Origin of the sequence: Flavobacterium sp. CF136, from assembly GCF_000282055.1 — a bacterium.
Lineage (GTDB): Bacteria > Bacteroidota > Bacteroidia > Flavobacteriales > Flavobacteriaceae > Flavobacterium.
This window is the reverse complement of sequence record NZ_AKJZ01000061.1, coordinates 1-14,422: the sequence shown is the minus strand read 5'-3', so window position 1 is coordinate 14,422 and position 14,422 is coordinate 1. Positions and strand designations below refer to the sequence as shown.

General features: G+C 34.4%; 9 protein-coding genes. 2 read left to right on the top strand and 7 right to left on the bottom strand.

Annotated features, from left to right (window positions below; all coding sequences use genetic code 11):
* Positions 1-3: 3 nt before the first annotated feature.
* The 5 genes from PMI10_RS17050 to PMI10_RS17030 all read right to left on the bottom strand — a co-directional run bounded on the left by PMI10_RS17050 (position 4) and on the right by PMI10_RS17030 (position 7,641).
* The gene (locus tag PMI10_RS17050) at positions 4-1,152 is read right to left on the bottom strand and encodes a glycoside hydrolase family 18 protein (RefSeq protein ID WP_035632080.1); all 1,149 of its coding nucleotides are present in this window, start codon (positions 1,150-1,152) and stop codon (positions 4-6) included.
* A 10-nt stretch (positions 1,153-1,162) separates the two neighbouring features.
* Positions 1,163-2,239 carry a carbohydrate-binding family 9-like protein gene (locus tag PMI10_RS17045; RefSeq protein ID WP_007810299.1) on the bottom strand — a complete coding sequence of 359 codons (1,077 nt, stop codon included), beginning with the start codon at positions 2,237-2,239 and terminating at the stop codon, positions 1,163-1,165.
* Positions 2,240-2,247: 8 nt separating this feature from the next.
* Positions 2,248-3,213, bottom strand: coding sequence for a glycoside hydrolase family 130 protein (locus tag PMI10_RS17040; protein WP_007810298.1), 966 nt, complete (start codon positions 3,211-3,213; stop codon positions 2,248-2,250).
* Between the two features lie 270 nt (positions 3,214-3,483).
* Positions 3,484-5,361 carry a sodium:solute symporter family protein gene (locus tag PMI10_RS17035; protein ID WP_007810297.1) on the bottom strand — a complete coding sequence of 626 codons (1,878 nt, stop codon included), beginning with the start codon at positions 5,359-5,361 and terminating at the stop codon, positions 3,484-3,486.
* Positions 5,362-5,382: 21 nt separating this feature from the next.
* Positions 5,383-7,641, bottom strand: a complete 2,259-nt coding sequence (locus PMI10_RS17030) for a GH92 family glycosyl hydrolase (protein WP_007810296.1) — start codon at positions 7,639-7,641, stop codon at positions 5,383-5,385.
* Between the two features lie 121 nt (positions 7,642-7,762).
* Between PMI10_RS17030 and PMI10_RS17025 the strand changes: the two genes are divergently transcribed.
* Entirely contained in the window at positions 7,763-8,821 is a 1,059-nt protein-coding gene (locus PMI10_RS17025) for a sensor histidine kinase (protein ID WP_007810295.1), read from the top strand.
* Positions 8,822-8,887: 66 nt separating this feature from the next.
* Entirely contained in the window at positions 8,888-9,601 is a 714-nt protein-coding gene (locus PMI10_RS17020; protein ID WP_007810294.1) for a LytR/AlgR family response regulator transcription factor, read from the top strand.
* Between the two features lie 429 nt (positions 9,602-10,030).
* Here the strand turns inward: PMI10_RS17020 and nagB are convergent, their stop codons facing one another.
* Positions 10,031-11,944 carry a glucosamine-6-phosphate deaminase gene (gene nagB, locus PMI10_RS17015; RefSeq protein WP_007810293.1) on the bottom strand — a complete coding sequence of 638 codons (1,914 nt, stop codon included), beginning with the start codon at positions 11,942-11,944 and terminating at the stop codon, positions 10,031-10,033.
* Positions 11,945-12,089: 145 nt separating this feature from the next.
* Positions 12,090-14,189 (bottom strand): alpha-L-fucosidase, encoded by a 2,100-nt coding sequence (locus PMI10_RS17010; RefSeq protein ID WP_007810292.1) that lies wholly within the window; start codon positions 14,187-14,189, stop codon positions 12,090-12,092.
* Positions 14,190-14,422 lie beyond the last annotated feature (233 nt).

Genomic DNA, 14,422 nt, shown 5'->3' with positions numbered 1-14,422 from the left:
TATTTATTTTAAACTTGCTTTTGTTTTATTTCCACTCTGATACAGCGTGTTTAATAATTCTTGGTTATTGTCTAAACTATATTCCCAAAACATAGCACCACCTAATTTTTTTTGCTTAATGAATGCTGCTTTTAAAGCAATTTCTTTTGGAGTTTCATAAGAAATAAAAATATTATCCTGAGCATTCCATAAATAAGATGCTTTTGCCGAATCATCATATAATTCCTGAAATTTTCCTGATTTTAATTCTGCTGCAATTTCCCAGGATGCCACAATAGAACTTCCCGTTAGAGCTGATTGGTACAAGCCATTATTTGTTGCTGTTACTTTTTCCCACTTTCTTCCATAAAAAGGAATTCCTAAAATAAGCTTGTTGGCAGGAACACCTTCTTTTAAGAATTTATCTACTGACTCACTAATACTATTTCCTCCAAATTTTTCTTCTTTTGAAGGATATAAATTAGCATGATGTCCTGTTTGATAAAACCAACCGTTATAAAAATCGTAACACATTAAATTTATAAAATCAAGATATTGATGTGCCTTTTTTAAATCAGTATGATTGATATATTCCTGATCTGCTCCTGCTGCAATACTGAGTAAATAATGCTTATTATCTACTTTAGTTTCAATTTCTAATTGTTTACGTAATTCGCCTAATAATAAGGTGAAATTTTCTTTGTCTGAAGGTCTGAAAGCATTGTCCTCGGCACGTTGTCCGGGAAATTCCCAATCGATATCAATCCCGTCAAAACCATAAACTTTCAGTAGTTTAACAGCACTTTTAGCAAATTTTTCTCTTGATTCAGCATAAGCGGCTATATTTGAAAATTGATCTGACCAAACCCAGCCACCAATAGAAAACAATACTTTTAAATCAGTATTTTGCTTTTTAAGGGCCATTATACTTTCTATTTTAGCCTTATCAGTAGCCAACTCAAATTGAACATTGCCATCAATAATATTAGCAAAAGCATAATTAACGTGAGTTAACTTGTTTGCATCAATTTTTGCCGGATCAAAATTCTCATAACCAGCAACATAACCAATTGTTTTAAATTCTTCCTTCGGTTGATTTTGTTTTCTTTCTAATGAAGAGCAAGCAAAAAACATACTGATAATCAGGATTAAGAAAACTGATTTTATTGCCATATTGTGTGGTTTAAAATGAATCATTAGTTATAATTTTACCATCCTGCTTAATAATGAATGTTTTATTAGAGAAAGGGCTTTTTACTGAAATATTATATCCTGCTGCATGATTTTCGAGTATCGGTTTTAAAGTTTTATTATCAACATTAATCACTTCTTTAGTCAAATTTGCAAGAGACACAGCCCATGTTTTGTGCTTTTGATAATATTCTTTTTGTGCTCTGTATAAATTGTACAATTCCCATCTTACTTTTTCATCTTGCGGAATTGTAAAGCTGTCTTTTCCTTCTTTCGAAGAGAAATAAACATAACCCCATTTTTCGGGTTCATGCATATTGATGACTCCCATTGGTGACCAGACCCAATTGTATTCAGGTAAAAATTTTCCATCAGTGCCTTTCTTGCGTTCATAACCTTTATCGGTTATGGCATGCTGCCAATTTACCCTCGAAAAATTGACTCTCCAGAATTTATCTGCGGGTACATTTTTGTCATTATAGGAAGTTTTATAAGATGCCCAGGGAATCGCCATTTCTAATACCCAGCCTTCATCTCTGTCGTTTGGATTATTTAGCGTTCCTTTGATTTTAATCGCCGATTTCAGGCCCGGAATATTCCAGTCATTTAAAACAACATTATCATTTTCCCGGTAAGGTTTTGACAGAAACAGATCCCACGCTGTATTTAAAGCATTAATTTCTAATTCATAATAGTTAAAAGTGTCGCTGTCGGGATCAATAAAAACTTCAAAATCATTGTTGTAGAAGATAATGGTATCACGTTGTTTCAAATTTGCCCAGACGTCAGGCTCATCAAGTTTCGCTAGTATATAAAAATTGGTTTCATCCCAGAGCATTTTAACTTTTGTTCCATATTTTGGTTTCTCGTTATTGGCTATATCTTCAAAAAGATCTGTCCAGTCTGCTTTACTCCACGAAGCATCAGAATCATCTCCATCAATCACAATTGGATTTTCCGTTTTTGATGCCACATAGGTTTTAGGTATAATCGTATTTTTTGATTGTGAATAACCAATTATCGAAATAAACCCTAAAGCGATTGTTAACCATTGAATTTTTAAACGCATGCCTTTTTTTATAAACTGTTATCTTTTGTAAATTGTATTACTTCGCTTAATTTACCAAACGCCATAGCAACAACAGTATCTGCTGCTCCGTAGTAAACGGCTAATTTATCTTCTTCAATATTGTGTAAAGCAGCGCATGGAAAAACTACGTTTGGTACGTCTCCAACCATTTCATAAAGTTCAGCAGGTCCTAATAAATAGGGCTGTGTTCTGTATTTTACATTTTCCGGTGCATCAACTTCTAAAAGTGCTGCTCCCATTGCATAACGGAAACCGTTACAGGTATTGATAACTCCGTGGTACAGCATCAGCCAGCCTTCATCCGTTAAAATAGGAATTGGTCCCGCACCAACTTTTGTACACTGCCATGCACTGTCTTCAAAAGGAGTTGGCTTCATTACCAATCTGTGCTCTCCCCAATATTTCATGTCCGGACTGTAGCTGATCCAGATATCTCCAAATGGAGTGTGTCCATTATCACTCGGACGGCTTAACATCGCATATTTTCCGTTTATTTTTTGTGGAAATAAAACGCCATTTCTGTTGAAAGGTAAAAAAGCATTTTCACATTGAAAAAATTCTTTAAAATCAAAAGTATACCCGATACCAATTGTTGGCCCGTTGTAACCGTTGCACCAGGTAATCCAGTAACGGTCTTCGATAAAAACAACACGTGGGTCGTATTTATAAGCAGATTCAATCATTTCCGTATTACCAGCTCCCATTACAATTGGTTCATGGTTAATGTCCCAATCAATACCATTTTTACTGAAACCGACAAAAATATTCATTTGTACCGCTTTGTTATCACATCTGAAAACACCTGCAAATCCATCTCCAAATGGAACAACTGCACTGTTAAAAATACTATTTGACGAAGGTATGGCATATCTTTCAATAATAGGATTTTCAGAATATCTCCACATTACATCATTATTGTTTTCGGGTCTGTCTTGCCAGGGAATTGTACTCATTATAGTTTGTTTATTGTTTGTTGTTTATTGTTTGTTGTTCGAAACTTTGTCTTCATTTTTTAACACATAGATGCATAGGTTCCATAACTTGTAAAAGGCGTTTCACTTTGCATTAATACACATAGCTATGTGTGAGAAACAAGTTTCTTTTTGTATTCTTTTTTTAAACACATACAAATCTATGTTTCTATGTGTTTAAAAATATTACTCTGCATATTCCGCACAATCTTGTCATCCTTGTAAAACTTTGACAAAACTTTTATATCTTAATTAATCTTCTATTTTTCGAACTTTATCTAACCAGGTGAATTTTAAAATAGTTGTGGTTACCAAAAACACAATTAACGCAACTATTGCTTTTGGATAATCTCTGATAATGAAGAATATTGGAAGCAAAATCATACTTGACTGCCACACAATACCAATAGCACAATTCAGCATATCTCTATAGAAATCATTATTTTTTTCGAAAGACTGATCTTCTAATTTTAATGTTTTATAAACCGGATTCCACCAACCCCAGGGCCTTACATTGGTGTAGAAAGATCTTAAAACTTCTATATCTGTTGGTTTGCTTAGGAAAGTTCCCAAAAGACAACCCAAAATAGAGAATCCAAATATTACCGGAAATAAATAAATTGCCTGCATTTCTGATAAATCATACAGGAATGTTCCAATAGGAAAATTCCCTTTGTTCTGACCTAAAATAAATTGTAAAGAAGCAACGATCAGTCCGGCAAACATTCCCCAGAAATATCCCCAGCCATTAAAACGCCACCAAATCCATTTTAAAAAGTTGGCTGCAACGTAACCTCCGTACAAAGCGCTGGTAATCCATAAAGTCAGAGAGTTAATGGAGTCTGCAAAGAATCCCATGAAAACTCCTAAACCAACAACTAAGAAAGAAGAGATCTGACTAACTTTTATGTAATGTGCATTTGTTGCAACGGGTTTGAAGTATTTTTTATAAATATCATTTACGATATACGCCGGTCCTGCATTTACAAAGGCAGAGAATCCGGACATAAATGCGGCCAATAAACCTGCTAACAATATTCCTTTAATCCCGACAGGGATATATAAATTAACAACTTTTGGCATTAATAATTCTAAATCAGCTCCTGTTAAACCTGTATTGGCATTCAGCTCCGGTGCTAAATTCACCAAAGCGATTACTACAATTCCGGTAATTAACAAATATCTCGGAATGAATAAAATTAAGTTGGTAAAACCACTCATATATGCTGCCTCTTTTACCGATTTGGTAGAAAGAATTCTCTGTAAATCATAACTTGGTGTTGGGCCTGCCACACTCGCAAAAAAACCTTTGAACAATGTCATTCCGATAAAAGCCCCAAACATTTTGTAACCTTCAGAATCTATTAAATGATTGAAGGTTTGAAATTTATCACCCCATTGGGTTTCAAATTGCCACCCGAAAAAAACATTTTTCCATTCTTCGGTAATAACAGAATTAATCTGAATATCGGTATAATTGATGAAAGCATAACCTGCAATAAGGACACCCGCCACAATCATAATTAAGTATTGTACTACTTCTGTAGCAACTACAGAGAACATTCCGCCTTTAACCGTGTAAATAGTAGTTAAAAATATGATTATAAGAGCATAAGAACGCTCTGAAGTCAGTAAAATTAAATCTCCATAATGAAGCGTTAAATCCCATGGAAGAATGATCGTTATAAATTTTCCGATTCCTTCAAAAAAGTAAGCTATAAAACCAATTGTAGAAATGATTGCAAAAATGGCTACAATAATATGTGATGCTTTTCCGGCCCTGTCACTTCCAAAACGAGTCAGAATCCATTCAGAACCAGTCATTACTTTTGATCGTCTTATCCAGACTGCCAGGAACATCATTACAAAAATCTGATTCCAAATAGGCCAAAGCCACATAAACATAAAACTTTTTACTCCATACAAAAACAGTACTCCAATCATCCAGGAAGTTCCTGAAACATCAAACATTCCCGACCCGTTGCTCAGACCCAGGAAATACCATTTAATTGTTTTCCCGCCAAGAAAATAGTCATCCAGACCTTTTGATGCTTTTCTTGAAATCCAGATTCCTATACCTACTGAGAGCAGAATATATGCTACGATGATTGATACGTCAATGATATCCATTAATTTTATTTATTAGTTTAGTTAGTTACTTGGTATGTTTGTTTTTTGCCCCCATTTTTTATTAGGTTCCGGTCCCATTACAAAATGTAAAACCCCTCCTTTTACAATTTGTTGATGTGTGATTGCTGTATGGTTAAATGCAGCACCGTTTAATGTTGCCGATTGGATATAAAAGTTTTTCTCTGAAACATTCTCCGCTTCAATTATAAAAGTTTTTTTGCCCGGAAGATTGATAGTTGATTTTTCAAAAATTGGACTTCCTATTTCATATTCGCCGGAAGCCGGGTTCATCGGATATAGCCCCATTGAACTGAAAACATACCAGGCAGACATTTGCCCGCAGTCTTCGTTTCCGCTCAGACCATTTGGTGTTGTATTGTATTGTGTGTCTAAAATATGACGTACCCAATATTGCGTTCTCCACGGCTGATTGGCATGGTTGAACATATAGGCAATATGATGACTTGGTTCATTTCCGTGTGCGTACTGACCAATTAATCCAGATATATCAGCAGAAACATTATTTCCTGTTATCTCGGAACTTTCGGTAAATAATTGTTCTAAACGGCTTGCAAAAACTTCATTGCTTCCATGTAACTTAATAAAACTTTCAACATCCTGTGGTACAAACCAACTGTGCTGCCACGCATTTCCTTCCGTATAATCGGTATGTTCCCTATGATTTGAATGTTTGGGATCGAAAGGTTCGTTCCATGATTTTCCGTCTTCCGATTTACCTCTCATAAACCCTGTTTTTGGATCAAATAAATATTGATAGGCTTTAGAACGTTTTAGAAATAATTCATAATCATCATTTTTTCCTAAAGCTTTTGCCATTTGGGCCACACACCAATCGTCATAAGCATATTCTAAAGTGATGGTAACCGATTCGTCTAATAAGTTGTATGGAATATAACCGTATTTTTTATAAAAATTTAAGCCGCGTTCGTCCTGCATCATGGTTGTTTTCATGGCTTCGTATGCTTTTTCGGCATCGAAACCTTTAATGCCTTTCAGGTAAGCATCTGCAATTACCGGAATCGAATGATAGCCAGTCATTGTGTTGGTTTCATTGGCATAAAGTGTCCAGACCGGTAATATCTTTTTAGTCTCGTAATAGGCTAACATAGAATTTACTAAATCAGAAACTTTATCCGGGGCAACTAAAGTCAATAAAGGGTTTTCGGCCCTGAAAGTATCCCATAACGATAGGGTAGAGTAGGCGGTATAATTATTTGCTGTAATTATTTTATCATCTTCTCTTCTGAATTGTCCATTTTTATCGCTGTAAGTTACCGGTGCTAATTGTGAATGATATAAGGCGGTGTAGAAGATTGTTTTAAGGGAATCTACAGGAGTTTCAACTACAATTTTATCTAAAGCGGTATTCCAAATAGTTTGTGCCTGCGATTTTATACTTTGAAAATTAAAATCCCCGGTATCCAGATTGTCTTTTGCATTTTCTACACTTACCGAAGACAAAGCCACTTTTACCAGTAATTCAGGGTTGTTATCTGAATTAAAAAATAATTGTAATGACGTATTTTCTCCTTCTGCTGTTTTACCTTCAACTATCTTTTTATCAGCAACTAATGTGGTTTCTGAAATAGGTTTTGAAAATTTGGCGACAAAAAATACTTTTTGGTTTTTTGCCCATCCGGTACTAAAACGGTAACCACTTATCGTATATTCATCTTCAATTTTCAGGGCTGTTTTTAAAGCTTTGTCCCAGTTAATGGCAAAGCCAAGGTCGATAACAACGGATTGCTTATCATTTTTTGCAAATGTATATTTATGAAAAGCAGTACGTTGTGATGAAGTTAACTCTACATTGATTTTAGGATCTTCAAGAAAAACCTGGTAAGAGCCCGGTGTTGTTTTTTCGTTAGCATGACTATATTTTGATTTATACGGAAGGAAATCGCGCGAAGTGGCTTTGGCGGTTAAATCTACTTTTTTGTTAATCGGCATAAATAAAATATCTGCCAAATCACCGATCCCTGTTCCGCTTAAATGTAAATGACTGAAACCTGTTACGATTGAATCTGAATAATGATATCCTGAACACCAATCCCAGCTCGAAATACCATTATCAGGACTTACCTGTAGCATCCCGAAAGGAACTGTTGCGCCAGGATAAGTATGTCCATGGCCGCCGGTTCCGATAAAAGGATCTACATGATCAGTAAAAACAGTTTTTTGGCTGTTATTTTTATTTATCTTTATTTTACAACTTGCAATAGAAATTACAAATAAAATAAGCAGGATAAAATTCTTCATATAAAACAATCTTAATTTAACTTTAAATTTAGATAAATTTGGTTTTTATTAAAACTAATTTAGACGGATAACGTATAAACTTAGATAAACATCAAAAAAATCATAAAACATAGCTAATATCATGATTTCACATTCAGGCAAATTGTATAAAATACCATTACGCTATCACATCATTTTCTGGTCTACTTATTTCTTGTTTAATACCTTTCGCTGGGGAAGTTATTTCAACAATTATTTTTACTCGTTAAAAACAAATTTATTAGGATTTCCGATTCATATGTCATTATGTTATTTGAATATTTTGATCCTTATGCCTTATTTGGTTTACCGAAAAAAATACCTGCTGTATGTCATTTCTATTTTAGCTGCCATATTTATTATGGTAGTTGTAAAATTCAACATGACTTATTTGTTGATAACGCATGAAGTTTGGCCTGAAGGGCCTGAAACAATAGACAAATTAACACTCAATTATACTATTGATATGATGATGGGTGAGCTTTATGTAATGACATTTGTTACGGCCATCAAGATTACATACGATTTTTTAAAAGAACAAAAAAGAGTGACAGATCTTGAGAAATCTCAACTGGAAACCGAATTGCTTTTTCTGAAATCTCAAATATCCCCCCACTTTTTTTTCAATACACTTAATAATATTTATTCCTTGTCTGTAGAAAAATCGGATAAAACGCCAAAGATTGTTCTTAAACTTTCTGAACTCATGCGCTATATGCTTTATGAAACAAAGAGTAAAAGACAATCCTTAAAAAATGAAATACTTTGTATTCAGAACTATCTGGATTTAGAAAGGATCAGAAATGGCGATCGGCTGGAAATAAACATGTCTATTTCCGGAGATATACACGATAAGAAAATTGGTCCTATTATATTACTGACTTTTGTTGAGAATGCTTTTAAACATGGTGTTAACAAAAACACCGGAAATGTAATAATTGATATTAATTTTAAGATTAAAGGAGATTATCTTTATTTCACTATTTCAAACCCAACCCCTGAAATTACGAAGCATAAAGACAATTTTAGCAGATCAGGTGGTATAGGAATCGAAAACGTCAAAAAAAGACTTGAATTAGGTTATAATAAAAATGATTATAAGCTTTCTTTTAAAAATAAAAAGAATATTTTTGTCGTTAAGCTTGTGATCAAAGTGTCTTAGGATAACTGATTTCTCTTTTTTAAAATTATGCCTGCTAAATTATTTTCGCTAAAACAATAAACCGAAATGAAAATAAAGTGTTTGATTATAGATGATGAGCCATTGGCTATTAATGTTATTAAAAATTACTTAGAGCCTATTGAAAATTTTGAATTAATAGACACCTTTAGTAATCCGATTGAAGGTTTAAATTTTTTAAAAAACAATAAAGTTGATCTGATTTTTCTGGATATTAATATGCCAGTCCTGGATGGTATAAATTTTATAAAAAGTTTAGAAAATCCTCCTTTGCTTATTATTACCAGTGCCTATAGTCAATTTGCTATTGAAACATACGAATTGGATGTTTTGGATTATCTGGTAAAACCCATAGAGTTTTCGAGGCTGATGAAAGCATTGAATAAAGTCAGTAAAAGACTTAATACTAGTAGCAGCGCCAGTCAGGAAAGTACTCAGGAAAATCCTTTTATTTTCGTTAAAATTGATAAAAAGAGAATGAAGAAAATCTTTTTTAATGAAATATTGGTTATCGAAAGTCTGAAGGATTATTTAAAAATAAATACTTTATCAGGCAAATATATAATTCACAGCACACTGTCTGATTTTACAGACTTATTACCCGAAAGGAATTTTTTAAGAATTCACAGATCATATACCATAGCCATTGATAAAATTGATGCTGTTGAAGGCAATAGTATAGAAATTGAAGGTCTTAGATATGTAATCGGCAGATCTTATATTGATCAGGTAAAACAAAGAATTTTAAATTCTTCTATTTAATACTTGAATTAAACAGGTGTCAGGCTGAGCGGAGTCGAAGCCTCTTTTGAGTTTTACGAGCCTACGACTAAGTTTATCCTGAGCGAAGCCGAATGGGCTCAGGACGACACTATTTTAAATTTTCCTTATTCTTTAACCCGTCACGTCAGGTGTGATTCAAAATTGATGTCTGGCTAATTAAACAGGTGTCAGGCTGAGCGGAGTCGAAGTCCTTTTAAACGACCAAGCCTTCGACTAAGTTTATCCTGAGCGAAGCTGAATGGGCTCAGGGTGACAATTATTTCCAGAAGTATAATCAAGGTTTGTCAATTTATACTTTCCTCACAAAAAAAATGCAACCGATTAAGGTTGCATTTTCAACATACAGGTAACTAACCAAAATAAATTACATGAAAATATAATTTACTGTATTTTATAATTTCAGATAAACTAGAAAAAATAGCGTTTGAATGCTTCAATAGCCGAATAATCAGCCAATCCTAAAGCATGGTATTTTTCTGCAGTTAATCTGTTTCTGTCTTCGACTCTTACCCAGAACTCTCTGTTGTCATCGCCCTGAAACATAACACCGTCTTTTTGGGATTGATGATAAAAAATAGCGTGACGTTTTTTAAGAACCTGATCAGGACTCATAGGAACCGCCATCTCAATTTGGTAAGATTCCCATTCATGCCAGGCTCCGCGATACAGCCAAACCCAACAATCATCCATATAACTATTGTGTTTTAATCTTTTTAATGCTTCAAACAAACTATCCAGACAAACTTTATGGGTTCCGTGCGGATCTGCTAAATCTCCTGCTGCATAAATCTGATGTGGTTTTATTCTTTCAATAATAGCACACATAATATCAATATCGGCTTCTCCCAGATTATTTTTCTTCACGGTACCTGTTTCATAAAAAGGCAGATCCAGAAAATTAACATTAGAGTCAGGTAAGCCTAAATATCGGGTAGCTGCAAGGGATTCACTTCTTCTGATTAATCCTTTTAGTTTTCTAACTTCAAGCGAATCAATATCATTGTCCTTTTTACTCCTCAAAAAGTTGATGATGTTTTCAGATTCGCTGGAGTTAGTATTTAATGCCATCGAAATCTCAGCAAATTTTAAAGCTTCTTCATTAGAAACAGCAATATTTCCTGATGTTTGATAGGCAATGTGTACATCGTGTCCTTGTTCTACCAGTCTGTCAAAAGTTCCTCCCATCGAAATAACATCATCATCAGGGTGTGGACTGAAAATAATAATTCTTTTTCTTTCCGGAGTTGAACGCTCTGGTCGGTAAGTATCGTCAGCATTAGGTTTTCCTCCTGGCCAGCCTGTGATAGTCTGCTGCATTTTGTTAAACATTTTGATGTTTAAATCATACGCAGTTCCTTCTTCTGTCAAAAGACTGGACATACCGTTGTCGTTATAGTCTTTATCTGTTAGTTTAAGAAAAGGTTTCTTTGTCAATTCGCTTAACCAGGCAACAGCCTTAAGTTTTAACTCCTCTGTCCAGATAACCGATTTAACTAACCATGGGGTTTTTACTCTTGTTAATTCTGATGAAGCTTCTGTATCTAAAACGAATGTGGTGTTGCTGTGTTCTTGCAAATAAGTAGCCGGTACTCTGGAAGAGATTTCACCTTCGATAGTATTTTTTATGATACCGGCCTTGCTGATTCCCCATCCAAGAAGTACAATTCGTTTAGCATTTTTTACAGTACCAATTCCCATTGTAATAGCTTTTCGGGGTACGTTATCGATACCTAAAAATGAAGATGCAGCATCTATACGGGTTAAATGGTCAAGTGTAATACTTCTAGTTCCTGAATTTACGTGAGATCCGGGCTCATTAAATCCGATATGTCCGGTTCTGCCGATTCCTAAAAGCTGAAAGTCCAATCCGCCATAAGACTTGATTTTCATTTCATAATCGATACAATATTGTTGCAAATCCTCATTGCTTATATTTCCGTCAGGAATATTAATATTTTCAGGAAGAATGTTTACATGATTAAAAAGATGCTCATGCATAAAATGATAATAACTCTGGATATTGTTCTTATCCATCGGATAATATTCATCCAGATTGAAGGTAACTACATTTGCAAAACTTAAACCTTCTTCTTTATGTAACCGAACCAGTTCTTCGTAAACTTTTATTGGCGAAGATCCTGTTGCCAGACCTAATACACAAGGTTCGTTTAATTCTTCTTTTCTCTGAATTATATTAGCAATTTCTTGTGCTACTAATATGGAAGCTTCCTGAGATGATTCAAAAATTACATTGTGAATTTTCTCAAAACGTGTTTCTTCGAATTTTCCTGCTTCTTTAAAATTTATACCTTCTCTAATCATTTCCCCGTAGTTTCATTTAATTAATAGTATAAAATTAAGGTATTACGATCTTTATGAAATTAAAAATTCGACTAATGACCTGTAACCTTCGGCAAAAGACATAATTGAAATGTTAAAAAAAAATCAATATTCGTTAAGGCAGGTTTTACTGTTTTTCTATTATGTTTATTTCTCCAATAGAAGCGGTTTGTCCTTTTCCTTCTGCTGATTTGGCAACAAAACGTAGATATCGGGCTTTAACAGTACCAAACATTTTAATTTGTTCTATTGGATTGTTTTTTATATTTGAAAATTCGCCTTTGGATTGCAATGTCCATTTTAGATTATCTGTGCTGGTATAGAATTCGTAATTGGATATTAAATTAAGAGTATTCCCTGTTTGCTGCGGAACGTAGGTAAATCCATTTATTTTAATAATGGCTCCCATATCAATCGATACTTCCTGAGGTAATTTATGAGTATCACCGCCAAAGGCCCAATCAGTATTTGGATTGCCGTCTATAATTCTGTTTACGGTATTCAGGTCACCACTCGAAGCAGAAATTATTTTCCATTTTTCTTTTGAGGCACCATACTTTGCTGTTTTGATTGCACTGCTTATATTTTCTTTTATATCTAATGCAATAGCTTTTATCTGAACAGCTTTATTATAATTGAAGGGATCTTTGTATAATCTGCTTTTTACTGTTGGATTAGTTCCGTCCAGGGTATAATAAATACTGTTTCCATCTTCAGCTTTCATAGTAATCTTTCCGTCTTTATCACGTTCGATTTCGGGAATACGCAAAAGGGTAGGGGCGTTGTATGCCTGGATAGTAGAAATAACGGGACTCGCTTTTGAGTCGGTAATATTTATTTTAAGTGCTGAGGCTGTGACTCTGTTTATTCTCAAAATTCTTTTATACCCAATAGTGGTTTCGCTGGCAACAGTCACCCATTTTCCGTCAACTTTGGCTTCGACAGTAAAGGCCTTAACACGTTGTCCCAGTTTTATATATTCCTGAAGCAGAATACGGTTAATTGCTGTAGGCTGATCAAATTCAAATAGAATAGAGGTTGCTTTTATATCATCATCAGTAGCCCAATAAGTATTTTTATCTCCGTCAATTACATTTTTGGAAGCAAATTCAGTATTGTTGTCTCTTACATTGCCAGCACTTGTTTTGCTTTTGGATAATAATTCAGTTTTAAAATCAGCTTTTATGGCAGCGACTAATTCTTTTAATCTTGCTTCATCATTTTCATGAACCAGTCCTCTTCGGTCAACAGGCAGATTTAGTAACAAGTTGGCATTTCGTCCTATCGATTCATAATAAATATCGATCATCTCATCCAGAGAACGAACCTTGTCGTCCTCAACAGCATGATAAAACCATCCTGGTCTTATAGATACATCTGCTTCCCCCGGAACCCATTTCTCTCCATCCTCATGCCCGGACATGAATTCTGTATAATGTACTTTTCCGGCCAGCTCATCTTTCTGGCGTAAAAGGCTCCAGTTTGTTTTACCTGCACGACCTTCTTCATTTCCGATCCATCTTGCTTCAGAAGGGCCAACTCCCCAAACCAGCGTTTTTGGTGCTATTTTATAAATTAATTTATAGGTTTCTTCCCAATTATAATACTCCAGAGTATTTATTTTTCGGGTTTCATTTGCACCTCCATAATAGCCATCACCTCCGTTGGCACCATCAAACCACATTTCGAAAACATCACCATAATTGGTAAGCAGTTCTTTTAGTTGATTTCTGAAATAAGTAATATATTCCGGTTTACCATATTCGGGATGGTTTCTGTCCCAGGGAGAAAGATATAAACCTAACTTTAAATTGTATTCTTTGCAGGCAGCGGCCAATTCTTTAACCAAATCGCCTTTACCATTTTTCCATGGAGAATTTTTTACTGAACGTTCGGTATAGGCAGAAGGCCATAAACAAAACCCATCATGATGTTTTGCAACTAATATAATTCCTTTCATGCCTGCTTCTTTCACAACACGAGCCCATTGGCGCACATCTAAAGCAGTTGGGTTAAATAATTGCGGAGATTCATCGCCATAACCCCATTCTTTATTGGTAAACGTATTTAATGAAAAATGTACAAATGCATAAAATTCCATTTCCTGCCAGTCAACTTGCTTTTGTGTTGGCAAAGGACCGAATGGCTCAGGTGATTTTACTAATTTCTGACTGCTGATAGGTGTTAGTACGCAAAAAAAACTCAGTATTAGAAAAATATTTTTCATCAGGTTTGTATTAATAATATGTTGGTAAACAGATTAGAATATAAATTTAAGATAAAACAATATTTTTTGAAACATAATTTCGACCAACAACATTTTTAAAAGAGTTTTGGGGATAATTAAGCTCTGAAGAAATTAATATTAACTTGTTAGGTGTAATTATTAAAAACGTCAGTTCGAGTGTTTTTTGAGCAGAGAAACGGAACAAAAAATGTATCGAGAACCGTTTTTAATGA